The sequence below is a fragment of the Micromonospora sp. NPDC048986 genome, assembly GCF_040649335.1.
Classification (GTDB): domain Bacteria; phylum Actinomycetota; class Actinomycetes; order Mycobacteriales; family Micromonosporaceae; genus Micromonospora; species Micromonospora alfalfae.
On record NZ_JBEZFJ010000016.1, the window covers coordinates 49,198 to 73,578 of the forward strand.

Here is a 24,381-nt window from a genome sequence, read left to right on the forward strand (position 1 = left end):
GATCGGTCCGGGATACTTTGATTAGCGTCGCACGATGGCTGGGTTGCGATGCGCCCGTTCTAAGGAGTTGCCGTGCCCCGCCCTCGTAGTGCCGCCCGGACCGTGAAGCACCCCGACCTGTCCGAGGTCTCCCTCCAGCAGGTCATGGAGGCGTTGGCGGATCCGGTACGACGAGCGGTGGTGTCCCAATTGGCCAGCAACGGCACGGACATGAGCTGCGGCACGTTCGAGACGCCCGTGTCGGTCTCGACGCTGACGCACCATTTCAACACGCTGCGCGAGGCCGGCGTGATCCGCCAATACTACGTGGGAACAACCAAGATGAACGCCCTGCGCGCGGACGAGATCGAACGCCGGTTTCCCGGCCTACTCTCGGCGGTGGTGGCTGCCGCCGGCACCGAGACGCGGGCAGGCGCGGCCTGAGTTCGTGTCATTACTACGACGATCGTCGTAGTGGCTGCACTCGGTTTCTACGCGCGCGCAGAAGTGGTCAGGGCGTCCAGCGCACGCCCGGGTTCACCCGCCCGGACCAGTCGAAGACGGCCATGTTGTCCCACTGGTTTCCGGTGCCGTTGATGTTGGCCGGGTCCCAGCCGTTGCCGCGGACGGCGTACCAGGTCGGTTCCCAGTAGAAGACACCGATGGCGCCCGCGTTGCGGGCGGTGTTCTGCACCCAGTCGAACTCCTGGGCCTGCCCGGCCCAGGTCGCGCTGATGCCGTCGCAGGTCGCGTCGCCGATGGCGTTCGGCTCGCTGTCCGCGTTGTTGCGGGTGAAGGGGTACGCGGTCTCCACGATCACCACCGGCTTGCCGTAGCGCCCGCGCAGGTCGACGATGTTGTTGTAGAGGTTCGCCAGGCTGCCGTGCCACATGCAGTAGTACGACTGGGCGGTGATGTCCCACTGCACACCCTGGGCGCGGATGCCGTCGTAGAACCACCGGGCGTTGGCGTTGCTGTCGGCGTTTGCGGTATGGATCATCACCGGGATGCCACTGCCGCACGCCTTTGTCGCGTTGTAGCCCTGCTTCAGCAGCCCGGCCAGCGGGGCGAAGTCGTTGTTGACGACCTTGCCCTCGTTCCACAGCATCCCCACGTTGATCTCGTTGCCGATCTGCACACTGTCCGGTGGGGTGCCCTGCCCCCTGAGGCTGGAGCAGACGTCGTAGGTGAAGGCGTAGACGTCGGTACGCAGTTGGCTCAGGTTGTGTCCGGCCCAGGCGGCCGGCTTGTACTGCTTGCCGGGGTCGGCCCAGGTGTCGGAGTAGTGGAAGTCGACGAGCACCTTGAGGCCCTTCGCCCTGGCCGCCCTCGCCTGGCCCAACACCGCGCTCTTGTTGTTGTAGCCGCTGATGGGGTTGTTCCAGACGCGCAGCCGGACGTAGTTGACGCCGACGGATTTCAGGATGTCCAGCGGGTCGCGGGCGACCCCGCCGGCGTCGTAGTACCTGGCACCCAGGTCCAGGCTGCGCTGCAACGACGAAACGTCGGCGCCGCGCATGGTGAGCGTGTTCGCGGCGGAGGCGGGTGCGGGCGTGCCGCCGAGCGTGGTGGCGACGACGAGGATGCCGGCCGTGACGGCCCCGAGCAGGGCCCTGGGGCGGCGGTGGGGGGTGACCGGTTTGGTGTCCACGAGACTCCTTCAGCCCACTGTGCAGGGGGTGCCGTTCAGCGAGAAACCGGTCGGCGGCGCGTCGCTGACGCCCCACCGGCCCTGGATGCCGAAGGTCACCGAGCCGTCCGGCGCGAGGACACGGTTCCAGTCGACGTTGCGGGCGGTCACGGTGGCACCGGTCTGGCCGATCGTGGCGTTCCACCCCGAGGTGACCTGCTGGTCGCCGGGGAAGCTGAAGGTCACGGTCCAGCCGTCGACCGGCGTCGTCGCGGCGTTGTGGACCGTCGCTGAGGCCACGAAGCCGCCCGGCCACTCGGACTGGTTGCGGTAGGTCACCCGGCAGGTGGAGGGCGGCGGGGGCGTCGCGGGCAACTCGACAGTGTTGGACGCGATCGACACGTTGCCCACCGCGTCGCGGGCCCGCACGTAGTACAGATTGCGCTGCGGCGTCGACGCAGGTAGCGACGTCGTGTACGTCGTACCCGGCACAGTGGCGATCAGCCTGGAGATGAACCAGCCGTCGAACCGGTAGACGTCATACCCGAGCACGCCGACGTTGTCAGTCGACGGCGACCAGGACAACGTGGCCGTCGAGGCGGTCATCTCGCCGACGGTCAGGCTCTGCGGCGCGCCCGGCGGGGTGGTGTCCGGGCCGGTGTCCGTCACCGGTGTGACCACGGTCAGCATGTCCGACCAGTTCGAACGTTGCCCGAGGCTGTCCCGGGCGATCATTCGGAACGAGAGCTGCATACCCGGCCCAACGTGGGCGGTGATCGTGGTGGTGGTGACCGCGCCGGCGGTAGCGCTGAAGATGACGTCGCCGAACTCCTGGTAGTACGTGATGTCGTAGCCGGTGATGGCGCAGCAGCTGGACGCGGCGGCCGTCCAGGTGAGGGTGATCGACCCGGTCCGGACCTCGCTGGCGGTCAGGTTCGTAGGCGGGCTCGGCGGGACGGGCGCGGTGCTCGGCGTACTGGACGGCGCTGTCGGCGTCGGCGTTGGCGGGGCGGTCCCGGCCGGCGCTGCGACGGACACCGCGGCCCCAGCGGGCGCCGGGGCGACCTCTGGGTACGCGGCGGGCGTCACGGTGCCGGCGTCGGCCGCCGGTGCGGCGCTCAGAGCGGTGCCGAGCACCGCCGTCGACAGCACGACGGCGGCCAGCAGGCCCGGCCGCAGACGGCGGAACAGCGAGGACGAGCGAACGCCTGCCATACGTCGACGATGCAACAAGGGATCGATGATCGCCAACGCGTCTCACGCCTCGGCCACTGATCGGCGCGGCTCATGCCCGACTTCTTACCGAACCGTGACGTGCCCGGTGACCGCTGACCGTTGACCGCCCGTTGGCCCGTACCGAGGGGAGACAGCACAGCACCGGAGCTCTTTCCGGCTTTGAGGAGATTCCGATGAACCGCAGAAAGAACGGGACCGCACTGGGCCAGACCCGGCCGGCCCGACTCGCCATGGCCGCGCTCGTGCTGGCGGCCACCGGCGCGCTCACCGCCACCTTCGTCTCCGGTGGCGGCAAGGGCGTCGCGGATGCCGCCACCAGCCTGGACCAGTTCGTGTCGATCGAGAACGTGCCGCCGAACGTGCAGAACCCGAGGCCGGCCGCCGGTGCGTCGACCGGCAGGTTCACCGTCGACTGCGGCACGAACGGCAACGGCAAGTTCAGCCCGGACAATCCGGTGGCCCAGCCCGGCATCCGCAACGGCGCCGAACACGTCCACGACTTCGTCGGCAACCTGGCCATCACCGCGAACTCCTCCGACGCCGATCTGGACGCCTCCGGCACCACCTGCCGCAACGGCGACAAGTCGTCCTACTTCTGGCCGGTGGTGCGCATCGACAAGACCGTCCGCGGCGGCAAGCAACTCCAGCAGGCCCTCGCCCAGACCCAACCCATGGTCGTCTGCCCCTCGGTCGGCAAACGGCTGCGCGCCGTCCCCACCGGGGCCCGCGGCACCGTCGACCGTCTGCTGGCCGAGTTGGATCGCCAGCAGGCCGCCGCGAACCACCGGATGACCGCCAGCCGGGGCCGCATCGACGCCGCATTCAACCGGGAGGTCATCGACTCGCTGCGGGCCCGCCGCGCCGCGATGATCAAGCAGATCAGCACCACGATCACCGCCGCTGGCGGTAACCAGCCTGGCCTGGTCTCGCTTGTCGACTGTGACGTCAGCTACGACGACATGCACGCCCGGATGCCCGGCAGCGCCCACCGGGCGAGCGTCAAGGCGGCCCAGGCCGCGAATCCACGCATCCAGTGCCCGGCCGTGCGGGACAGGTTGCCCGGCGTACCCGATCGGGCGCTTGCCGAGGTGAACCGCAACCTCGACGACCTCGACCGGCAGATCTCCGAGGCCAACGAGCGCCTGGTCACCAGTCGTGGCCAGGGCGGCCCGGCCTTCGTCGACAACGCCATCCTCAAACCGCTGCGCGCCAAGCGGGTCGCCGTGCTCGACCGGATCGCCACCGCGATCGGGCGGCAGGCCCCCCGCCCGCAGGGTCTCGACGCGCTCGCCGGCTGCACGCTGGACCAGGCGCCGAGCACCCCGGCGGCACCGAGCAGCGCACCCACCACCGCCGCCGCGCTCCCCGACCCGCAGGGACCGAACCTTGAGCTGCCCGGCAACACCGGCGGCATCGTCCGCCCGGCGCAGGTGCTGATCGAATACCGTGGCAACCCCGTCAGCCCTGTGGTGCCGATGCCGAAGTTCCTCCGGGCCCTCACCGGCGACGCCAAGCCCACCAGCCGTGGCCCGGCCAACGCCCGCGCCACCTGGACCTGCTCGGGCTTCACCGACCGGCTCTCCGACAAGTACCCGATCTGCCCCGCCGGCAGTCAGGTGCAGCGTATCCACGACTTCCCCGGCTGCTGGGACGGCAGGAACGTCGACAGCGACAACCACCGCAACCACGTCGCGTTCGCCGACAAGGCCACCGGCGCCTGCCCACAGGGTTTCCGGGCGATCCCGCAACTGCGGATCACAGTGGCCTACGACATCGCCCGCGACGTGCAGGTCAAGGGCCAGTACGCCCTCGACTCCTTCCCCGAGGAGAACCACAACCCCTTCTCCGACCACAACGACTTCGTCAACGTCAACTCAGCCCAGACGATGCAACGCATCGCCACCTGCATCAACAAGGGCAAGAACTGCTCCTGACGCCGGGGCCGCGTCGTTCGGGCGGAGCGGGTCGCGGCCGGCCGCCGGCCGCGACCCGGTGTGTCGCCATTACCGATGGGACGATTCACTGGGAGCGATACCAGTGGGGCAAACTTCAACCCGCCCGATCGTTACACTCGCCGGAACGCCGGCACCGCCGCAGACCTCGACCTGCGCCAATCCCCATCGAATGGAGACGCCTGTGACCCGCGACAAGGCGGCACCCCCCGGTATCGACCCCAACATTCCCAGCGTGGCCCGGGTCTACGACTTCTTCCTGGGTGGCAAGGACAACTTCGAGGCCGATCGGAGGGTCGCCGAGCACGCCCTGCGCATCACCCCGGACGGGCCGGCCGCCGGTCAGGCGAACCGGGCCTTCCTGCGTCGGGTGATCCGCTTCCTTGTCGCTGAGGCGGGCATCGACCAGTTCCTCGACATCGGATCGGGGCTGCCCACCCAGGGCAACGTGCACGAGGTCGCCACCGAGCAGAACCCGAAGGCTCAGGTGGTCTATGTGGACAATGACCCGATCGTCCTGACACACGGGCGAGCCCTGCTCGCCGCGGAAGGCACCGCGACGGTGATCCAGGCGGACATCCGGGAGCCCCGGGAAATCCTCGACCACCCGGACGTACGCCGGTTCCTCGACTTCGACCGGCCGATCGGCTTGCTGCTCTTCGCGATCCTGCACCACCTTGGCGACGACGAGGACCCGAAGGCGGTCGCCGCCGCGTTGATCGACGCGCTGCCCTCCGGCAGCTACGTGGCGATCTCGCACTTCCGCGACCCGGGCGAACGAGACCCGGAAGGCTCCCGCAAGGCCCGCGAAGTCGAGCGGGTCTTCAACGAATCGTTGGGCACCGGCCGCTGGCGCACCGACGAGGAGATCCTCTCGCTCGCCGACGGGCTGACGGTGCTGGAGCCGGGGCTGGTGCCGCTGGCCGAGTGGCGCCCAGAGCCGGACGCACCGGCCACGGTGCAGACCGACACCTATCACACCTTCGTCGGGCTCCTCGCCCGCAAACCGTAGGCTCCGTCTGCTGCTGAGGTCCGTCGACGGGAGTACGCCCCGGCGACGGACCCACGGAACACGTCTGACCTGCCATGCCGGCTCGCAGCGGCGCACACCCACCACCGCCGACTCCGTTATTGACAACAGTGTCGGGCACGGATCGGGCATGCCCTGGTATTGCGGGTGTTTGCTGTGCCGGTTCACTGCCACGATCGGGGTCATGCGGGTACACCAGTACGTGTATTTCTCGATGCGTTCGCGCGATCTCCCGGCGCGCGAGATGACGACGCGGTTGGGCATGGAGCCAGACGAGATCAGCGTCCTGGGAAGCAGGAGGGAGAACCCTCCGGTGCCGCGCGTCCATTCGTGGAGGGTGGTCTGTCGGGACAGCGGCTTGACGGTCGATGAGCAGATTCACCGCATCATCGACCGCCTTGCGCCTGTAGCCGATGAGATCGCGGCCCTCGTGCGAGTGATCGACGAATCCGAAGGCGAGGGTCGAACCTCGACACTCCAGGTCGTGCGCTACTTCAATGACGACGATGGCGACCAGCAGCACCGTCTCGGCTGGCACCTCGATCGCCGGGCCCTGGAGTTCCTTCGCCACACAGGGGCCGAGCTGGACGTGGACGAATACGGAGATGACTGAGGCTGGGCTGGCACGCCGACGACTGTCTGAGGTGGCCCTCTACTGCCTGGGTTCCAGTACGACGACTGGGATCTGGCGGGTGGTCTTCCGCTCGTAGTCGGCGAAGCCTGGGTACGCGGCCTTCTGCGCGCTCCAGATCCGTTCCCGTTCGTCCCCGGCGGCGACTCTGGCTACCAACTCGACCTTGTCCGTACCGATCTCCGCCTGGGCCTTCGGGTCGGCGAGCAGGTTGTGGTACCAGTCGGGATTGCTGGGGGCACCACCCTTGGATGCGAACACGGCATAGCCGCCGTCCACCTTCTGATACATCATCGGGTTCACGCGGGGCTGGCCGCTCTTGGCGCCGACGGTGTGCAACAGCAGCAGTGGTGCGCCAGCGAACTGACCGCCGACCTGCCCACCGTTGTCGCGAAACTCAGCGATGATCTTGTCGTTCCAGTCACTCATGTCTTCTCCTCGCCCCACGCACCGGCTCCGTCGACACGATTCTGACACTCCCCTGCGCCCACTGCTTGCTCGCGCAGACCACAAGCGTTCGCTGCTTTCGGCCGCCGACTCGTCCAGACCAGACTGCTCGAATATCGCCGTACGGGAACCGACCACGAGATCATCGGCGCGGCCGATGCAACTGATGATTGTCTAGCCGGCTTGTTCAACCTGCTCGGCGTGACCGTTCCTGTACCAGGCGCAAGAGGATGCGCACCGCGAGCACCAGGATCACAACCACGGCTGGAATGGCCAGAAGTGTCCAAGGCCTGTCGAGCAGGTTGGCGGTCCCGAGCAGGCTGACCGCGAGACCCTCCCATAGCAACTCGTGCCCACTGAGGAGTTCTCCGCGAGGCGGCTGCTGGCCCTGCCGTCTCTGCGTCCACAAGCGCCGAACTGCTTGCAGCGTGAACACCACGCCAAATCCGAGGCAGACCGGGCCCGCCAGAAGGTCCAGCGCGTCCGGCACGATTCCTCCTACAGGCCTTCCCGGCTCACTCCCAGGGGACGTCCCGAGTGACAGACCGATCTTGCCATCACCCTCGACTCCCCGCTGGGCCAGTTCCGCTGCGCGGCCCACAAGACCGGTCGCACTGATCTGCCGCTGTCAGCGAGCGGGCGGCGAGCACCACGGACGCGCGACGCGATCCGGCTTTGACCCACTCGGCGCTGCGCCCCACCAACCCAACGCTACCGGCCTGCCTGCCGCCTCATGACCGTCACAGGCCGCGCGCCGCCTTCCCCGCCTGCTGCGCTTCAACGCGTCCGCCCCGACCCGGATGCTGTCGGCTTGCGCCCGAATCGCGTTCTGGTCACCGCCGCTGCCGTGGGCCGGCGACCCCGGACAGCGCGGCAAGCACCAACCGCCCCTGACCAGGCATTCTTGACGTATGGACCGTCCGATGAACCTACCCCTGGAGGTACCACAATGTTCACCACAAAGTTCTGGAAGGCCACCGCCGAGCGGGCGGTGAAGAGCGCCGCGCAGGGTCTGTTGCTCTACTGGGGCGCTGACGTCGTGTTCAACGCATGGCAGGCGGATTGGGCAGCGGCCGGTGGCATCGCGTCCGGTGCGGCGGTGCTGTCGGTGCTCACCTCGCTGGTGAGTGCGAAGGTGTCGGGAGAGGGCGACTCGCCCAGCCTTGTCGGTGCCGAACAGTAGCCTCAGGCGGCTGCAAACTGTTGCGCCCCCGCTGGGCTTCGGACCGGTGGGGGCGTCTCATCACCTCCGGACATTCGTCGGGTGCAGCCTGGCTGACCCGAGCCCCACCCGCGAGTTGCCATACCGGTCCTCCGGCAAGCCGCTGCCCCTGACAACGGAGGTCGACGCCCCGGATTGGTCGAAGGCGACCTTGGCGCACCCAAGCGCCTCGGCGGATCACTGACGCAAAAGCGGGGCACTGCCACAGCCCGGTACGATCGCGAACTTGTTCTCACTGCAGGGACCCCATGAGATCCGCGTGCGGCAGCCCCGGCAGTTCCCGTGCTGAGAGTAGGTTTCGTCAAATGGCATGCCGTATCGGTGAGCTCGTTCTCAAGTGCCGCGACCCCGAGGCGCTGGCGCGGTTCTGGTGCGAGGTCCTGGACTTCATAGAGCTCGATCGCGAAGCGGAGGTCTACATCGAGATAGGCCCACGTGAAGGGTTCGGCGGCCCGCAGCCGACGATCTTCCTCATCCGCGACGACGAGCCGAAGAACGGGCAGGCCCGGCTGCACATCGACGTCAACCCCACCGACCGCGATCAGGACGCCGAGCTCGAACGCCTCCTGGCCGCCGGGGCCAAACCCGTCGACATCGGTCAGCCTGCGGACGCGTCCTGGCACGTCCTAGCCGATCCAGAAGGCAACGAGTTCTGCCTGCTCAAGCGCCGACTCGACCCGCTCTGACGGCCCGCGCCCACACGATCGACGCAGCCGCCACGCCGCAGCCGCCGACAAATTCTGGCGGCCCCCATCAATAGCCGGGGGGCTGGGTGGACGCTCGCCCAGCCCCGTCTGGGATGAGCGGGCTCACCCGTCGAGCCGACGGCGGATGCGGTTGAACCACCGCCAGTTCCATACAGCCGCCTAGTTGACTTCAACCCGCGCGGCCTCTCCCGGGGGTTGAAGATCAAGCTAGGGGCGGCCGTTGATCGTCGCTCGGGCGCTGGGTGCCAGCGGGTTGGTCGCGGTGAAGTCGCGCGGGTTGAGATCGAAACCCTGCCAGTGGGTGTGCATCGGACTCTGGTCCTCGTCGCGTGGGACGTGGTGGAAGCCGATGCGGACCCACATCACCGGGTCGGTCAACTGCTCGCCGTTCACGTACTGCAGCACCGAGCGGGCACCGCACTCCGGGTCCAGGTTGAAGGTGGCGAACTTCTCGCACGCCCGCTGCTGGGTGACCGACACGTCCGGCCGGGTCTCGGGGCGGCTCTCGTAGACGTCGCCCGCGCCCAGCGCCAGATCGTAGGAGCGCGGGTGGTCGTCGGCGTTGACGCTGGTCGTGCTGACCACCCGCCACCAGCGACGGTTTGCCGTGGTGAGGTTGGCCTCGGCGGGGATCGGGGTGCGGGTCAACTCGAGGATCGCCGAGTTGCGGCCCTGCCTGCCGGTGGGCGTGCTGTCAAGCTGCTCCACCCGCTCGCCACCACCACCAGCCAGGTCGAAGTCGACCCGCCAGATCGCGTTGTGGTGGTGGGCGGCCGCGTTGTCCTGCTGGCCCTCGCCGATCGGCCAGCCCGCCTTGGCGATGGTGTAGTCGTTGGGCGAGAGGTCGCCGGTCGCGCCGAGCCGGGCGGTGATCCGGCCGCCGTCGCCGAAACGGTACTCGGTCAGATATTCGTACCAGCCGACCTTGGACACGGTGCGCAGCACCAAGTCGTGACCCTCGCGGGTGTAGAGGGCCTGCTCTCCGGTGTCGTTGACACGCTGCGCCGGGCCGGTGGCGTCGGCGGTCACGCACAGCACCCTGGCGGCACCGCGATAGGGCGCGCGCCGGGACCCGTCCGGGCACTCCCGGCCGGTCAGCTCCTGCATGGTGTCGCCGCCGAAGCCGAACGAGGTGATGTCGTTCCACTCCGTCTGGCCCGAGTCGTAGGGCACGTTGAGCTGGCTCAACGTGATCGACTCGAGTACCCGCATGGGTTCCGGCGCGCCGCGGTAGGCGACCGACACGTCCTCGAGGACCAGGCCGGTCTGCGGGTCGATGTGCCAGCACATCCGCCAGCGGGTGCCGCCAGGCAGGGTCTGCGCAACCATCGACGCCGCGCCGCAGCGGGCCTGCGGATCTTCCGCCTGAGCAACACGCGGGATCAGGATCATGCCAGCGACCAGCGCCAGCGCCGCGAGCGACGCGCGAAGTCTCATCGTTGCACCACCGTACGAGTGGAAAGGTCGATCACCAGGTCGGTCAGGTCGAGGTAGGCCGCATCGCGCGGGCGGGGCAGCAACATCAGGCAGCGGTGAGCCCCGCAGGCTGCCGCCGCACCCGTGCCGTCGGGAACTGTCTGCGCCTCGACCTCCACATCTGACCTGGCGGTCAGGTCGCGGCCGGTCGCGGTGTGGAAGCGTTCACGCAGCAGCTTCGCTGCCGGGTCGGCCCAGAGCAGGTCGGTCGCGGTCGTGACCTCTCGCTCGGTCGGCGGCGGCTGCCGGTCGGTCGCCGAGAAGGAGCCCGCGACGGCACGCCCGGCGAGGTCGATCACCCGTTTGATCAGGCGATCGTCGCGATAGTCGTAGAGCAGGACCGCCGCACGACGCGGACCGTCTCCGCCAGCCAACGCCACGGACAGCAACTCCGGCCCGGGTGCCCCGGTCACATCGGTGGTCTCGGCCCGCAGCGCCGCGTCGACTGCCAGTTCCCGGGCAATGGCGATCTCGGTCGGTGTCAGCGCGTCCCGGCCGGTCCCCGCGGCCGGCGCCGGAGCGGCGGGCGGGTCCTCAACGACCGGGGTCTCCGCCGCGGCCGGTGAGCCGGCCGGTCCGGACCACGTGCCCAGCGCGTACCCGACGAATCCGACGGCGACCACAGCGGCGGCCATCGCGGCCGCACGCAGCCGTTCGTTGATCATTTTCTGGTCCCCCGGTTGAGAAGGGGAGGTGGCGGGCGCGAACGCACCGGCCACCTCCCCTCGGACTACTTACGGTTGGTGGGTCGGCCCTGCGAGCGGAAGGCGACGAACAGCACCGCCACCCCACAGACGATCCCGATGACCGCGTAGGAAATGAGCACACCCGTGCGGGAAAGGCCCACGAAGTTGACTGCCACTGCCAGCCCCATCGTGACGACCAGCGCCACCGCCAGGGCGGTCAGCAGACGCTTGCCGAAGCCAGGGGGCTCCTGCCATCGAGCCATGAGTCACACCTCGTTGAGTCCGTAGTCGATCATTCCTACACCGAGCCCGATGACCCCGCCGATCATGGCGCCGACCTCGGCGCCGGCCAGGCAACCGACACCAAAGGCGAGCGCACCCAGGGCGCAACCTCCGATGGTGCCGACGACCGCGCCGAACCCCATGAAACCGTCCACGTGGCCCATGAAATCGCCGAGTGCGCTCATGCCGGTCGGATCGAGGTTGTTGGTCGGGTTGTCACCGGCGTATGCGTATCGGTTGCCGTGCGCCGGGTCGCCGATCCGGTTGAGGCTGTCCTGCTGGGTGAACCGGCCGGTCGCCGGGTCGTACCAGCGCTTGCCGAACTTGATCAGCGAGCCCACCTTGAGGCCGCTGGCGTAACCAACCGCCAGCTCGTTGATGAACGGCTCGTTGGCGACGGTGGCCGTGGTGCGGCCCCACGGGTCGTAGGTGTAGGTGCCTGCCAGTGAGCCGTCTTCGGAGATCATGGCGACCACCGAGCCGAGCCCGTCGAGTACCGCGAAGTAGCTCGACCAGGCGTCATCCTTCTTGGTGTTGACGCGCAGGCCGATGAGCGTGCCGTCAGCGTCCCGCTCGAGGAAGTGGTGGTCGTAGCTGGGCACCTGGTAGTCCTCGACCATCGGCACGCTGTGCTGGTCGTCGCGGCCCCACTCGTAGTAGTAGTCGCCGTTCTCCTCGTCGTTGTAGTCCACGGCCGAGTCCAGCTGCATCTGGTCGGGGCCGAGGTAGCTGAGCGAGAACTCCTTCGGGCCCTGGGTGTTCTCGGCGGTCTGGCCGGCGGCGTTGTAGACGGCGCTCTTCATGCCCGAGCCGTTGAGCTGGTTGCCCGCGCCGTCGTAGGTGTATCCGCTCGTGTTGATCTGGTTGGCCGAGTTGTAGGTCAGCTTCTGCGTCTCAGTGCCGTTGGTCTTGACGCTGGTGCGGTTGCCGTTGCTGTCGTACGCGTAGTCGTAGGTGCCGCTGGCCGTGTCGGTGGCCTTGGTCAGGCGGTTGGCCTTGTCGTACGTGTAGACCTGCACGGTGCCGCCGCGGTGGTGCTGGGTCTCCCACTGACGCAAGCCGGTGTCATCGGTCTTCGCCGTGGAACAGGAGGCGGTGCCGACCCGCTTGGCGTAGCAGTAGGAGACGTCGTAGACCACCGTCTCCTGGTCGGCGTTGTTCACCGTCTGCCAGCGCTTGGAGGTGGTCCGGGTGAGCCGGCCCGAGTCGTCGTAGGTGTTGTGGGTCGCCGCGACGGTGTCGGGCGCACTCCAGATGCCCGCCATCTTGGAATCGGTACGCCGGCCTTCGTCGTCGTAGCTGAACGTGTACTCGGTGTCGTCGTCAACCACCATCTTGGTGAGCAGGTTGCGGTTGTCGTAGGTGTAGTCGGTGTCACCGCGCCAGTCACCGTGCAACCTGGTCAGATTGCCGACCGGGTCGTAGGTGTACTGCACGGGCGAGTATTCGTCGCCACGCTGGATCAGCCGGTTCATCCGGTCGTAGACGAACGTCTCGTCCGACTCCGCGTCCGAACGGTAGGTGGTGTTGCCCGCGCCGTCGTACTGGAACTCCACCGGCGAGCGGCCGTCGGAGTAGGAAATCTTCACGGTGCGGTCGTCGGAGTCGTACTCCAGAGTCTGCGTGTTGCCCGCGCCGTCAGTCTGGGTGCGGATCCGCCCGAACGCGTCGTAGGTGAAGTCGCGCGCGCCGAGGCTGTTGCCGGTAGGCGGCGTGATCGTCTGCAGCTGCTTGTCGCCGTAGTACGTGTACTTGGTCGCGTTGTTGCTGCTCTTGTTGGTCGGGTCGGTGCTGGTCTTGACCGTGCCGTCGCTGTTGTAGTCGACGTCGGCCTGCGCGGCCTCGGCGTCCTTCGCCGAGGTTTGGTTGCCCGCGCCGTTGTAGGTGTATGTGGTCTGGTTCTTCTGCGCGTCCGTCGTCGACGACGGCTGGAAGTTGCCGGTCGGGTTGCTCGGCGTGGCCGCGTTGCCATAGCTGGCGGACGCGCCGGCACCGGTCGGCGAACTGGTCGCGGTCAGCGACTGGCCGCTGTTGGCACCGTACGAGCTGGTCGTCGTCTTGCCCATGCCGTCGGTCGAGCTCTTCACGTCGTTGTACTGGGTGTACTCCTTCGAGCGCTCCTTGCCCGCCGGGTCCACCGCCTTGGTGACGCGCTTCTCGTCGTTGATCGTGTACGTGGTGCGCGGGACGCTGGGCACCGGTTTGGTGAGGTCGGTGTTGGCGTCGGCCAACTGCGTCTCGGTCGACGACGTGTAGGCCCACCGGGTGACCGACAGCCGTCCGTCGGGGTTGTCGGCCGATTCGTTCTGCAGCACCCTGGTCACCGCAGCGACCCGGTGCTGGCTGTCGTAGTCGATGCGGGTCTCGGTGCCCGGCTCCGAGTCGAAGCCGGTGACGATCTTCTTCACCCGCTGCGACGAGTCGTAGGTGAACCGCACCGCGTGCCCGCTCGACGGCACGATAGCCGTCAGGTTGCTCTTGTTGTTGTACTGGTACCGCACCTCACGCGCGTTGTTCGCGTCGATCGACTGCTGGAACCGGCTGATCCGCCCGCTGGCGTAGGTGACGGTGACCGTCTTCGCGCCAGTAGAACCGCGGTCGGACGCCACCTTGGTCAGCGAGCCGGCCGCGTTGTAGGTGTAGTCGGTGATGTTGTTGTCGCGGTCCTCGGTGCGGTCGAGCAGGCCGGCCGAGGTGAAGTAGAGCTCACGGCCGCCCTCGTTCTCGGTGAACTTCCAGCCGTCGCCGTCCTTGGCCATTGTGCCCTTGAACTGGTTCGGCGTGTTGTAGCCGTTGCCGTTGACGGTGAACCGCCCAACCACACCGTCCGCGGCGACGTAGGTCAGCGAGTTGTCGTCCGCCTTGATCAGCTTGACGTCGGCACCGGAGCGGGACAGCCAGCCGCGGCCGAACGCGCCGATCTCGATGTCGCCGCCGACCAGCAGGCTGTTGTAGGCGGCACCGAGCACCAGGTTGTCCTTGATGCCGGGCAGCACCAAGTCGGTGGTCCGGAGCAGCAGATTGCCCGAGCCGGCATTGACCTGCAGCTTGACCCGGTCGGTCAGGTCGAACGAGGTGAACGTGGCGTTCCGCTCAGGCCCGGTGCCCTTCGGCGTCGAGACCGGGCCGGCCAGCAGCGCGACGGTGCCCCGACTCGGGCCCAGCGCGATCGTGTCGCCGGACGCCGGCGAGCCGGGCTGGGCGGGTGCGACGGCCTTGGTCCGGCCCGGACTCGGGACCGGCTTGGCAGCGGCCGGTGCGGCCACCGGCGCGGCGAGGACAGTCGACGCGGCGAGCAACACGACGCCACCCCAGGAAAGCTTTCTCACTAATCCCCCCATGGTCACTCAGTGAATGCCAGCCGAGACTGGCAGCAACCACAGTGGAAGGTGGGTACCCCCCGCTCGTAATCAAGATGGTGAACACATCGGACAGTGGGCACATCGACAGGAAGCGATCTTGCTATGAGGCAATAGTTGCCGTGTGGAAACAGGATCGAAGTCCGCCCGTTCAGAGGCCGCAGTCCACACGATTGCGGGGTAACGGGAGCCAGGGGGTCACACGTCGGCTTCGAGAGCGAAGGTGTTGCCGTCCGGGTCCTGGAACCACGCGATACGTCCACCTCCGGCCCGCGCGGTGATCCCCTTGACGTCGTGCTCAAGCTGCTCGTAGCGAACGAACTCGACGCCGGACGAGGAGAGCTCATCGACAATCTGGTCGATGTCGTCGACGTACCACGTCGCCAGCGTCGCCGGGGTCTTCCCGGCGGTGACCGACTGGTACACGTTCAACGCAGGCCCGCCGCCTGAGCCGTAGACGCGGCTGCCGTCGGCGACGGTGGCGCTGGGGCCGGACCGCAACGCCCGCAGGCCCAGCGCGCCTTCGTAGAAGGCCACGGCCTTCTGAATGTCGGACACGGCTACCGAGGTTCTGAGGTGGTACGCGCTCAAGGGCATGAACCACTCTGGCAGGTACCCCACGCAGAACAGTGGCTTACCCAGCTTTCCGCATGGACCTTGACCGACCAACACGTCTTGGACGACTTCGGGTCAAAGAACCCAACGAGGCGGGGCTACCAGTCCCGGTAGAACACCGAGCGCTGGGTGGAGTCGGTGGAGATCATCTGGTGGGACTGGATCGGACCCTGGCAGTTCCGCCGACCCAGACGGAAATGCCTTCCGCGGTGGCGGTGGCGGTGGCGAAGACCGACGAGGGGCGGCCTGCAGTGTGCCCTTGCTCGACTTCGATGCTGTTGTGGCCGTGGATAGTGAACAGGTGTGCGGCGAGGCATCCCGTGCTGTTGGCGTTGACGACGTCCTCGGCGACTCCGATCGCCGGCGCGAACATCCGCGCGGTCGCGGCGTTGCGGGTCGGGGAGAGCGTGTAGACGAAGCAGCCGAGATAGCCGAGACGGCGGCATTCGGCTGCGAGTCGACGGAGGTCAGGCCGTATCGAGAGCAGGGTCGGCAGCGTTCTGACCGGTACGAGCAGGCGTGGCGTTCCCGGTGAGGCGACACACGGGATGTCCTCGGTGGCCATGTCGTTCGGTCTGACGCCAAGGGCGGCGAGGATGCTGTCTCGTTGCGCGGCAGGGCAGCCCTGAATCTCCACCGGGCCCTGGTCGAACCAGACCTCGATGCCGTCGTCGCGCTGGATCGCGGTTGTGTCGAAGGTGCGGCCACCGGTCCGCTGGCGAGAGCGATGTTCCTTGATCCGGCGACGGTGCAACAGGACGGCCTGGGCGGCGATCGTGCCGTGCCCGCAGTTGGTGAGCTCACCGTGTGCGGTGAAGAACCGCACCGTGGGCGTGGCTCCCGCGTCGGCGTCGACGAACGCCGCGTGCGAGGTGCCAGCGCGCCGGACGATCGCGCGCCGAGCGCTGTCGCTGAGCGTGATGTCATCGATCAGCACGGCGGTAGGACTGCCACCTTGGCGGCGGCGGGTGCAGGCATCGACGATCGTCACGTCGTTGCCAACACTCCCAGTCACGTCGGGGTTTCCGCGGTGGTAGCCGGGTCGTCGTCGGCGAGGGCGCGAGCCCACTCCTCCGACCACCGGACGAGGGGGCGCAGGGCTCGGTAGGCACCCTCTCCGAGTTGGGTGAGGGCATAGGTGGCATCCGGTTCCTGCTTGACGATGCGTGCCTCTGACAGCTCGGTCAGCCTCTGCCGCAGCACGCTGGACGACATGTTGTCGCAGTGTTGCTGCAGTGCGCGGAAGCCGAGTGCGCCGCGCTGTAGCTCCCAGACGATGCGCAGACTCCATCGACGTCCGAAGAGGTCGAGCGCCGCCATCAAGGGGCGCCCGGTGCTCGATCCGCGAACCGGGCTTCCCGGCCTCGGCGCTGCCATAGCCTCGCCCCACTTCTCCTGGTGCTTCGTTTTTCGATACAGTACCTCCTCGCCAGTGATTCGGTTTTCGAAGCGCAGGGGGTCGGGCACACGTGACGTCCATATTGCGGAACGCCTTGTGCGAGCGGCTGGGTATCGACGTGCCGGTGGTGCAGGCGCCGATCGGCTCCGCGGCAGCGCCCGAACTGGCTGCGGCGGTGGCCGAAGCCGGTGGGCTCGGCATGCTGGCGTCGACCTGGCAGAGTCCCGAGCGCGCGCGCCTCGACATCCGCCACGTGCGGCAGCGGACTTCGCGACCGTTCGGGGTGAATCTGGTGATGGACTTTCCCATTATTGACACGCTGGCGGTGTGCTTGGACGAGGGCGTACCGGTCATCTCCACGTTCTGGGGTGATCCAAAGCCGGTCAGCCACCGGATCCGTGATGCCGGTGCGCTGCATATGCACACCATCGGCAGCGTCAGGGAGGCCGTGCACGCCGCTAGCTGCGGCGTCGACATCATCGTGGCGCAGGGCTGGGAGGCTGGCGGCCATGTTCGCGGCACGACCGCCACCATGGTTCTGGTGCCGGCCGTTGTCGATGCGGTGGGCCCGATTCCGGTCATGGCCGCCGGCGGCATCAGCGACGGCCGCGGCCTCGCCGCTGTTCTGGCCCTGGGCGCACAGGGCGCGTGGCTGGGCACGCGTTTCCTGGCGGCCACTGAAGCTTTCACCCACCAGCTGTACCGACAACACCTCGTCACCGCCACCGCCGAGGACACCGTCCACACCCACTGTTTCGATGGCGGATGGCCCGACGCCCCGCACCGCGCATTGCGGAACCCGACCCTGCAACGTTGGGAACTAGCCGGTTCGCCTACCGCGCCAGGCCGCCCCGGCGAAGGCGAAGTCGTAGCTTTCGACAGCGTGGGCCAGGCCCATTACCGGTACGAGGATCTGATGCCCCTACCCGGCATGACCGGTGACCTGGCGGACATGGCTCTCTACGCAGGCCAATCGGTCGAACTCGTCCGGGAGGTCCGGCCGGCAGCCCAACTCATCCAGGAACTCACGGCGCAGGCCGTGAACGTCATCGACCAGATGCGCCACCCGACTCGAACAACAGACGGGACTGGGTAACCATGACGTCCCTCGCTCGCTTCAGCGGAGACGCCGACAGCGGTGCTGCCGTGCTGTTCGACGTCGACGGCGTCCTGGTCGACTCCTACGCCGCATATCGCCGCATCTGGGACCGCTGGGCGCTGCACCACAGCCTGGACCCGGCGATCGTCTGGGCGCATACCCACGGTCGCCGCCCGATCGACACCATCGCAGTCGTCGCTCCACACCTCGACGCCGAAGCCCAATACCGACTGGTACGCGACTTCATGGCGGACGAAGGTGACGCGTTCCCGGTGTACCCCGACGCCCGGAGCGTGCTGAAGGTCATCCGGAACCAGCGATGGGGTGTGGTGACCTCCGGCCGGGCCCCCACCGTGCGGCAACGACTGCGAGCAGGCGGCCTTCCTGACCCCCCGGTCCTGGTGGACAGCACGCAGGTCGCCCTCGGAAAACCAGACCCGGAAGGCTACCTCCGCGCAGCCGCCCTGCTGCGAACCTCGCCACAGCACTGCCTGGTCATCGAGGACGCCCCGGCCGGCATTGAAGCAGCCCGCGCGGCACGGATGACCGTGATCGCACTGACCACCACCCATCCCGCGGCCCAGCTCACCGCCGCACATCACATCACCAGGACCCTCGGCGAGGCGACGCCACTCATCGAGAACTGGCTCGACGCAACGGTGCCATGACCAGGGCTCCACGCATCCACATCGACACGTGCCGACGCCACTGTGCATCGCAGCCGCAACTCCAGATCGGCAGCACCCGGCCGTGCGTGGTCAATGCACGGCCTCCGGGCAGCGGAAGTTCCGTCAGGATCAGCGCATGGTGAACGTCTGGTCCGGTGTGACGGTTGATTGCCTCGACCCCGAGCGGGTGGCCCGATTCTGGAGCGGCCTGCTCGGCCGCGAGCCCGGTCCGTCGCAGGAAGGCTGGGTTTACCTCGGTGAACGAGGTGATCCTCAGCCACGGCTGGTGTTCCAGCCGGTGTCGGAAGCCAGGACAGGCAAGGTGCGGATTCACCTCGACATCTCCGTCGACCAGATCGACGAGGCCATGGCCCTGGTCGTCAATCTCGGTGGCCGGTTCACCGGCGAACGGCACGACTACGACGATGGCGTGGTTGTCGTCATGGCCGATCCGGAGGACCACGAGTTTTGCCTGGTCCAGTACCACCGCTGACGGCGGACACCTACCGTCGGAGCAGGGCGGCGACGTTCTCCTCGAACACGAGCGGCGGTCGAAGGACGCGAACGGGCGACGGCACTCCACAGCAAGTGCGCTCCGGTAGTGCCGGCGCGGATTGGTGCAACGCACCTATTCGTGACCGGTCGTATTCGTCCGCGTCCCGCCCAGCGGTGTCGGCGCACGGCTTCGAGTGCAGAGCCGGGTACTCCACCAACTACACGGCAGCTATCGGCATCTACGAGTGCGGCTGCGAACTAGCGGCCGAGCTTGCCCTGCAACAATCAACTACAGTCAGTCATGTTGCGCGACCCGGCGGCGTCCGGATCTGCCGAATTGAGTGCACTGGCACTCGGAGTCGAGACCGTTGACGGACTCGACCTGCGGCCTGATATAAGCGATAATCGCAGCGTGAATACCGTCGTCGCCATCTCCCAGGTCGTTTCCACTCTAATCGTTGCTCTAGCGTTGCTGGTTGGCGCTCGTCAGGCTCGACACGCTGGGCGGCAGGTCGAGGCGGCATACCGTTCACAACAGGTTCAGGGCACGATGGAGGTGGTCAAGTTGATAACCTCGCCCGAAATGCGGTCCGCCGCCCGGGTACTGCCGTCGGTTATCGAAGCCCCCTACAGTCAGTGGACCGAGGAGCAGAAAACAGCAGTCACGGTCCGTTGTAACGGCTTTGATGTGGCGGGCATGTTCGTTCGTGCCAATATGGCCGACGAGGCTTTCATCGTCAACAACTGGGGCGCTTCCATTCTGGAGATCCGTGAGATAGCGAGCCCACACATCGCCGAGATGCGGAATAGGTACCGGGTCGAGAGCTACTGGGGGAACCTGGCATGGCTGGCAGGCCGATGGGAGTCCAGGCAGGCACTGCCGTCAACGCGCGAATCGGTCGCCGCCGAAGCTAAATCAGCATCTCCCTGATTTGCGCCGGCCGCACACCTTCTACATTCGCTTTGAGTTGCGAGTAACGGGATCACTCTCGTGCCGCGATTCGGGCGACGGCCCACGTCCACCGGTTACTCATCGTGAGCATCGGCGGTTCTGACCTCTTCGATCAGCGGCCCGTCCAGCAGCTGAGCTCCATGCCATCCTCGACCGGGAAGTCGATGCTGACGTAGCCGTTGCCCGGGTCTCGGACGTAGGTCACGTAGTCACTCATCGACCCGAACGTGGAGTCGTCGCCGATGACCAGGGCGCCCGGAGCGAGCCGGTCCTCGATCAGGCGCAGGACGGGCAGGCACAGCTCCTTCCAGCCGTCGAGCAGCGCCAGGCCGATCGGGCCGCCGACCGTGCCGAGGGTGGTCAGCGCGTCTCCCTCGAGCACTGTCACGAGGTCGCTGAACCCGGCCGCTTCGATATTGGCGCGGGCCGCCTTGACCTTGGTCGCGCTGAGTTCGGTCGTGGTGACGTGCCCGATCCCGTTGTCGCGCACGGCCGCGGCGAGGTAGAGCGTCGAGATTCCGTACGAGGTGCCGAACTCGACCACCGTCTGCGGGCGGGCCGCGCGGACCAGGGCGTAGAGCAGGTCGCCGCCGCGAGCCGAGATCGGCATGTAGACGTCTTCGAGCAGGTCGGAGCGTTCCTGCGGCGTGACCGTGGGTGCGGGCCGGCCCGGCGAACGCTCATCGTCGCGCTCGGCCTCGGTGAACAGCCGGGCGATCAGGTCGCGGACGGCGGGGTCGTGCAGTGTCGTCGTCATGACGGATAGACTAGACGCTACGTTGCGTCTAGTCTATCCCCGGATCTTGTAATGTCTCGGAAGACTCGGACTCCTCACGGGAAAGACGTCTCACGGGAAGGAGCACCTGGTGCATCGCGGCAACCGGCACGGCCGGAGCGAGGCGGCCCGCGAGGCCGTGCTCCAGGCGGCGGACGACCTCGTCGCCGAGATCGGCTACGCCAAGGTCACCATCGAGGGCATCGCATCCCGGGCCGGCGTCGCCAAGCAGACGATCTACCGGTGGTGGCGTTCCAAGACCGACATCCTGGTCGACGCGTTCACCGCCGACAGCGCCCAGGAGCTCACGCTGCCCGACACCGGCGCCTTCCGTACCGACCTGCGCGCCCACCTCGACGAGCTGGTCCGCTTCCTCGAGGTGTCCGACTCAGGCGCGGTGTTCCGGGCCCTGGTCGGTCAGGCCCAGCACGATCCGGAGCTGGCCACCCGGCTGCGAGCGGAGGTTCTGCCCCTGCTGCGGGCCCGCGACCGAGTGCCGTTCGAGAGGGCAGTGACACGGGGCGAGCTGCCCGCCGACGCCGACATCGACCTCCTCGTCGACCAGACGGTCGGGCCGATCCACTTCCGGGTGCTCGTGACCGGCGAACCTGTGACCTCCGCACTGCTGGACGCGCTGGTCACCCAGGCTGGCCAGGAATAGCCCGAGACGCCACCCGGCCAAGAGAGGCCGGGCGCGGCAGGCACCCGACCGGTTCGCCATGGCGCACGCCGATGACTTCAGCCAAAAGCACGAGCTCGTCGGGTCCGCGAGCTGGGCGGCCTACCCCTCGTCTTGGGCGACTGGCGGCACTGGTTCGTGGGCTGCCTGCCGCCTCGGACAGCGCCCGTCAGCACCGGTCAGAGCCCACTCGCCCCGATGACCACGGTGGCGCACGCATCGTGACGACCACGCGGACCACACCATCCCCGCAGTCCCAATCCACGTCGTCGAGGCGGCGGTGGTCGATCTGGCTTTCCGGCTCACCATCACCGTCACTGCGGTTCTGGCCAGTCACAACCTCGAACACGAAGGCATGGCCATGATGGCCAACTTCGTCGTGAGTTGAGCCTTGGAACCGCCGCCCATGTCGATCACGACGTAACCCCGGGCGGATGCTGCTGCGACGCTGAAAAATCCGCGCGTGGATGTTGCCGATCTGCTCGCTCGGGCCGCAGGCATGGTCCCGGCTGATGTCGTCACCGAGGCCGGCGTGACGGTGGTGGACATACGCGAGTACCTCGACCACGACGAGTGGGAAGTCGCGCTCGGCCTCCCTACAGAACTCGACACGGGTTGGCGACTGGTGTCGAGACGCGAACTGCTTGTCGATCAGCAGCATGAGAGACACGTATACGGCTTCGATGGCCTGGCATAGGCTCCGTGTGACAGGGCCGTACCCGCGCTTCGCCCATCGCGCCAGTCCTGCGCGCGGGGAAGGCAGCCATCAATGCTCGCCTCGGCCCGGTACCCTCGGGCCTTGTGATATCCGACCTGGCGGACGTCGTAGCGGCATGCGGGTCCGCGATCGCGGTTGTCGTGACAGTCGTATTCGCGGTACGCCAACTGCGCTCGGCGCAGACTGCCAACCAGACCCTCGTTGCGATCGAGCTACTGACCCGAGACCGATCCAGCGACGAGTTCATACGCGCGGAGGACTTCGTCCTCAACGAGCTTGCTGGCCGACACCCGCCACCCGGTATCAGCGTCAGCGCCCTACCGGTCGAGGCCCGCCACCACGTGGTCCGACTGTCTCTCTACTACAACGGTCTGGGCCAGATGCTGGCGTTCGAGGCGGTCGATCCAAGGCTTTTGATGGGCACTGTCAGCTACCGCTCCCGGCAGGCGTGGCGCGTCCTGGAGCCCTACATCCTCGCGGAGCGGGCCGAGCGCGGCGAGACGTACCTTTCCCATTTCGAACACCTCGTCCACATTGCCACGCACAACCCGTGGGCCACGGCCGTCCGCAAGTTCGACCTGAAGCACTTCACCAGCTATCCCGCCGAACTCGGCATGAACGACAGTGCGGCGAAAGCGAAATCCCGCGAGCACGAGATTGCCTAGTTCGACCGAGACGTCGAGGTTTGCGAGAGGGGCAGAGCGACGCTCTCCACCCGAGCACCCATCCGTACTCGTGAGGTGCCCCTCCATTCCGCTTTCAGGCCTTGGCGAATCTCGCGGTGAGCCGCTCGGTCGCCTTGACCTCGTACTTCATGTGGTATCCGGCGGCGATCACCATTGCCTCGGCGACCTTCGCCGCGTGCTCGTGGCCCCGCACGGCGGCGTTCGCGGCAAGGTCTACCGGCTGCCCGGTGGCGAGGCTGCCGGCCAGGGCGAGCAGCCGTTGGTCGTCGTCGGAGAGTTGCGCGACCGCCGGCAGTGCGAGCAGCGCCGGCCAGTCGCGGATGACGGCGACCTGGATGTCGTGGCCGTCGTCGTACTCAGGGATCTGCACGACCTCGACCAGTTCGGCGAAGCCGGGTTGGTCCGGCAGCTTGGTGGAGGTCAGCAGGTGCACGGCGGCCTTCCTGGTGTCGGGACCGCCAACCCAGGCGCCGGCCCGGATCAGGGTGCGTAGGGCCTCGGGGCTGAACTCGGAGCTGGACATGACAATGGGCCTCCTTCGCCGAGGGGGTACTCGCTGTCGAGTACAGCAAACGTCGACAACCGTTGATTCCGGGCAGGCGCGGTCGAGGCGGATAGGTTCCGGCCGGCTTACCTGCTGACCTGCGGGGGGCGGGCGGCGAGTTCGGCGATCTTGGGTAGTTGGCCGGGGCCGCGCGAGGCCGCACCATTGACGGACCACTGCCGGCAGTCTGACGTGACCCTCCTCGTTTACCTTGAAGACGAAGGTCGCCACACCATAGACAACTGCGCTGCTTCAAGTGGCGGCAAGTCTCGGAAGTGGTAGCGGAGGACGCGTCATCCGTCGAGGGTGGCCGGCAGCAACGCGCAGGCCAGGTGCCAGACCAGGCAGTGCAACGCGTTGACACGCGCCTTCGTTCACGCCGTCACCGAGGTGCAGCAGACGACGTAGCCGCTGTCCAGCCAGGATGAATTGACCGTTTAAGTCGGACTGGAACCTCAGCGCTGGCTCCCGCAGCCCCATCGGTCAATCGGGGAGCACGCCCAGGATCGCCCGCCTCATGTCAGCCGCATGAGGGCACACCTTGCATCTAGCTTCGATGGCTATTGCTTCCGTCATGGCAGATCGCGGCGCAGGATGTAGTTGAAGCCGAACTCTGTCTCCGTGGAGCGGACGTCGATGTAGCCGAGCCGATGGTAGAAGCCATGCCCTGTGATGCTCGCTCCGGTTTCCATGTGGTCGTAGCCGTCGATCACCGCCAGCGCCTCGATGTGGCGCATGAGGAGCCGTCCTACGCCGCGACCAGCGGCCCACGGATGCACGAACATGGTGTAGACCTTGTTGCCGTCACGGGAGACCGTGCCGGCGATCCCGTTTGTCTCCGCGACGAACATCTGCCGTTGAATGGCGAGTTCCTTGATGCGTTGCTCGGTGAAGTGGTCGCACATCCGCTCGATGACCTCCATCGGATAGTCGCGACTGTTGACCTCACGAAGGCAGCGTTCGATGAGGCCCGCAACGGCGGGAGCATCGGCGATGTCGAACCGTCTTATCTTCACCATCGATCTATCTTGCATCTCGACTTCATGGTCGCGGACCGGGACGCCGCCGAGGCCCGCCTGCTTGCTGCCGGCGCTACGGAATGCGACTCCCAGCC

Annotated in this window: 27 protein-coding genes and 1 pseudogene; 13 read left to right on the forward strand and 15 right to left on the reverse strand. The window is 67.4% G+C overall.

The genetic code is table 11. The features are described 5' to 3' along the window. Positions 1-102: 102 nt before the first annotated feature. Positions 103-423 (forward strand): helix-turn-helix domain-containing protein, encoded by a 321-nt coding sequence (locus AB0B94_RS27655; RefSeq protein WP_357286735.1) that lies wholly within the window; start codon positions 103-105, stop codon positions 421-423. Between the two features lie 67 nt (positions 424-490). Here the strand turns inward: AB0B94_RS27655 and AB0B94_RS27660 are convergent, their stop codons facing one another. After that, positions 491-1,630 carry a glycosyl hydrolase 53 family protein gene (locus AB0B94_RS27660; RefSeq protein ID WP_357286738.1) on the reverse strand — a complete coding sequence of 380 codons (1,140 nt, stop codon included), beginning with the start codon at positions 1,628-1,630 and terminating at the stop codon, positions 491-493. Positions 1,631-1,639: 9 nt separating this feature from the next. Beyond that, on the reverse strand, positions 1,640-2,824 hold the full coding sequence (locus AB0B94_RS27665) for a cellulose binding domain-containing protein (protein WP_357286742.1): 1,185 nt from the start codon (positions 2,822-2,824) through the stop codon (positions 1,640-1,642). Between the two features lie 194 nt (positions 2,825-3,018). On the opposite strand from AB0B94_RS27665, the gene AB0B94_RS27670 reads away from it, so the two are divergent. From AB0B94_RS27670 to AB0B94_RS27680, 3 genes are all read left to right on the forward strand, one after another. Beyond that, positions 3,019-4,779 (forward strand): DUF1996 domain-containing protein, encoded by a 1,761-nt coding sequence (locus AB0B94_RS27670; protein WP_357286746.1) that lies wholly within the window; start codon positions 3,019-3,021, stop codon positions 4,777-4,779. Between the two features lie 202 nt (positions 4,780-4,981). Next, the gene (locus tag AB0B94_RS27675; protein WP_357286750.1) at positions 4,982-5,809 is read left to right on the forward strand and encodes an SAM-dependent methyltransferase; all 828 of its coding nucleotides are present in this window, start codon (positions 4,982-4,984) and stop codon (positions 5,807-5,809) included. 202 nt (positions 5,810-6,011) lie between these two features. After that, positions 6,012-6,440, forward strand: coding sequence for a DUF4279 domain-containing protein (locus AB0B94_RS27680; RefSeq protein WP_357286753.1), 429 nt, complete (start codon positions 6,012-6,014; stop codon positions 6,438-6,440). Between the two features lie 39 nt (positions 6,441-6,479). Here the strand turns inward: AB0B94_RS27680 and AB0B94_RS27685 are convergent, their stop codons facing one another. Both AB0B94_RS27685 and AB0B94_RS27690 read right to left on the reverse strand, forming a co-directional pair. After that, a complete protein-coding gene (locus AB0B94_RS27685; protein ID WP_357286756.1) occupies positions 6,480-6,887 on the reverse strand; it encodes a nitroreductase family deazaflavin-dependent oxidoreductase in 408 nt (135 codons plus the stop codon). Positions 6,888-7,092: 205 nt separating this feature from the next. Further along, the gene (locus tag AB0B94_RS27690) at positions 7,093-7,395 is read right to left on the reverse strand and encodes a hypothetical protein (RefSeq protein WP_357286759.1); all 303 of its coding nucleotides are present in this window, start codon (positions 7,393-7,395) and stop codon (positions 7,093-7,095) included. Between the two features lie 459 nt (positions 7,396-7,854). On the opposite strand from AB0B94_RS27690, the gene AB0B94_RS27695 reads away from it, so the two are divergent. Together AB0B94_RS27695 and AB0B94_RS27700 are read left to right on the forward strand one after the other, a co-directional pair. Continuing rightward, positions 7,855-8,088, forward strand: coding sequence for a holin (locus tag AB0B94_RS27695; RefSeq protein ID WP_088990712.1), 234 nt, complete (start codon positions 7,855-7,857; stop codon positions 8,086-8,088). Positions 8,089-8,432: 344 nt separating this feature from the next. After that, complete coding sequence (locus tag AB0B94_RS27700) at positions 8,433-8,813, forward strand: VOC family protein (protein ID WP_357286762.1); 381 nt, start codon at positions 8,433-8,435, stop codon at positions 8,811-8,813. 228 nt (positions 8,814-9,041) lie between these two features. Here AB0B94_RS27700 and AB0B94_RS27705 read toward each other — a convergent pair whose 3' ends face one another. The 7 genes from AB0B94_RS27705 to AB0B94_RS27735 all read right to left on the reverse strand — a co-directional run bounded on the left by AB0B94_RS27705 (position 9,042) and on the right by AB0B94_RS27735 (position 16,572). After that, positions 9,042-10,271, reverse strand: a complete 1,230-nt coding sequence (locus tag AB0B94_RS27705) for a primary-amine oxidase (protein ID WP_357286766.1) — start codon at positions 10,269-10,271, stop codon at positions 9,042-9,044. Further along, on the reverse strand, positions 10,268-10,975 hold the full coding sequence (locus AB0B94_RS27710; RefSeq protein ID WP_357286768.1) for a hypothetical protein: 708 nt from the start codon (positions 10,973-10,975) through the stop codon (positions 10,268-10,270). Before AB0B94_RS27710 ends, AB0B94_RS27705 begins: the two co-directional genes overlap by 4 nt. 65 nt (positions 10,976-11,040) lie before the next feature. Further along, positions 11,041-11,259: a hypothetical protein gene (locus AB0B94_RS27715; protein ID WP_357286772.1), complete on the reverse strand. Its 219-nt coding sequence runs from the start codon at positions 11,257-11,259 to the stop codon at positions 11,041-11,043. 3 nt (positions 11,260-11,262) lie between these two features. Beyond that, complete coding sequence (locus tag AB0B94_RS27720) at positions 11,263-14,607, reverse strand: RHS repeat-associated core domain-containing protein (protein WP_357286776.1); 3,345 nt, start codon at positions 14,605-14,607, stop codon at positions 11,263-11,265. A 228-nt stretch (positions 14,608-14,835) separates the two neighbouring features. Then, a complete protein-coding gene (locus tag AB0B94_RS27725) occupies positions 14,836-15,195 on the reverse strand; it encodes a VOC family protein (protein ID WP_357286779.1) in 360 nt (119 codons plus the stop codon). A 202-nt stretch (positions 15,196-15,397) separates the two neighbouring features. Beyond that, positions 15,398-16,243 carry a PhzF family phenazine biosynthesis protein gene (locus AB0B94_RS27730; RefSeq protein WP_357286782.1) on the reverse strand — a complete coding sequence of 282 codons (846 nt, stop codon included), beginning with the start codon at positions 16,241-16,243 and terminating at the stop codon, positions 15,398-15,400. 20 nt (positions 16,244-16,263) lie between these two features. Further along, entirely contained in the window at positions 16,264-16,572 is a 309-nt protein-coding gene (locus AB0B94_RS27735) for a helix-turn-helix domain-containing protein (protein ID WP_357286785.1), read from the reverse strand. 149 nt (positions 16,573-16,721) lie between these two features. On the opposite strand from AB0B94_RS27735, the gene AB0B94_RS27740 reads away from it, so the two are divergent. The 4 genes from AB0B94_RS27740 to AB0B94_RS27755 all read left to right on the forward strand — a co-directional run bounded on the left by AB0B94_RS27740 (position 16,722) and on the right by AB0B94_RS27755 (position 19,844). After that, positions 16,722-17,747 (forward strand): nitronate monooxygenase, encoded by a 1,026-nt coding sequence (locus tag AB0B94_RS27740; RefSeq protein WP_357286788.1) that lies wholly within the window; start codon positions 16,722-16,724, stop codon positions 17,745-17,747. Positions 17,748-17,749: 2 nt separating this feature from the next. Beyond that, positions 17,750-18,418: an HAD-IA family hydrolase gene (locus AB0B94_RS27745; RefSeq protein ID WP_357286791.1), complete on the forward strand. Its 669-nt coding sequence runs from the start codon at positions 17,750-17,752 to the stop codon at positions 18,416-18,418. Between the two features lie 136 nt (positions 18,419-18,554). After that, on the forward strand, positions 18,555-18,911 hold the full coding sequence (locus AB0B94_RS27750; protein WP_357286795.1) for a VOC family protein: 357 nt from the start codon (positions 18,555-18,557) through the stop codon (positions 18,909-18,911). A 303-nt stretch (positions 18,912-19,214) separates the two neighbouring features. Next, positions 19,215-19,844: a hypothetical protein gene (locus AB0B94_RS27755; protein WP_357286798.1), complete on the forward strand. Its 630-nt coding sequence runs from the start codon at positions 19,215-19,217 to the stop codon at positions 19,842-19,844. A gap of 133 nt (positions 19,845-19,977) precedes the next feature. On the opposite strand, the gene AB0B94_RS27760 is transcribed toward AB0B94_RS27755, so the two are convergent. After that, a complete protein-coding gene (locus AB0B94_RS27760) occupies positions 19,978-20,622 on the reverse strand; it encodes a class I SAM-dependent methyltransferase (RefSeq protein ID WP_357286801.1) in 645 nt (214 codons plus the stop codon). Between the two features lie 109 nt (positions 20,623-20,731). On the opposite strand from AB0B94_RS27760, the gene AB0B94_RS27765 reads away from it, so the two are divergent. Next, positions 20,732-21,301 carry a TetR/AcrR family transcriptional regulator gene (locus AB0B94_RS27765; protein ID WP_357286804.1) on the forward strand — a complete coding sequence of 190 codons (570 nt, stop codon included), beginning with the start codon at positions 20,732-20,734 and terminating at the stop codon, positions 21,299-21,301. A gap of 187 nt (positions 21,302-21,488) precedes the next feature. Here the strand turns inward: AB0B94_RS27765 and AB0B94_RS27770 are convergent, their stop codons facing one another. Further along, positions 21,489-21,980: a hypothetical protein gene (locus AB0B94_RS27770; RefSeq protein ID WP_357286809.1), complete on the reverse strand. Its 492-nt coding sequence runs from the start codon at positions 21,978-21,980 to the stop codon at positions 21,489-21,491. Positions 21,981-22,177: 197 nt separating this feature from the next. On the opposite strand from AB0B94_RS27770, the gene AB0B94_RS27775 reads away from it, so the two are divergent. Beyond that, positions 22,178-22,702: a hypothetical protein gene (locus AB0B94_RS27775; RefSeq protein ID WP_357286812.1), complete on the forward strand. Its 525-nt coding sequence runs from the start codon at positions 22,178-22,180 to the stop codon at positions 22,700-22,702. Positions 22,703-22,796: 94 nt separating this feature from the next. Here AB0B94_RS27775 and AB0B94_RS27780 read toward each other — a convergent pair whose 3' ends face one another. Both AB0B94_RS27780 and AB0B94_RS27785 read right to left on the reverse strand, forming a co-directional pair. Beyond that, positions 22,797-23,246 carry a hypothetical protein gene (locus tag AB0B94_RS27780; RefSeq protein ID WP_357286815.1) on the reverse strand — a complete coding sequence of 150 codons (450 nt, stop codon included), beginning with the start codon at positions 23,244-23,246 and terminating at the stop codon, positions 22,797-22,799. Positions 23,247-23,839: 593 nt separating this feature from the next. Further along, complete coding sequence (locus AB0B94_RS27785; RefSeq protein WP_357287131.1) at positions 23,840-24,190, reverse strand: GNAT family N-acetyltransferase; 351 nt, start codon at positions 24,188-24,190, stop codon at positions 23,840-23,842. On the opposite strand from AB0B94_RS27785, the pseudogene AB0B94_RS27790 reads away from it, so the two are divergent. Next, a pseudogene (locus AB0B94_RS27790) lies at positions 24,161-24,367 on the forward strand (VOC family protein); the annotation flags it as partial. The gene AB0B94_RS27785 and the pseudogene AB0B94_RS27790 sit on opposite strands and share 30 nt — an antisense overlap. Positions 24,368-24,381: the final 14 nt, after the last annotated feature.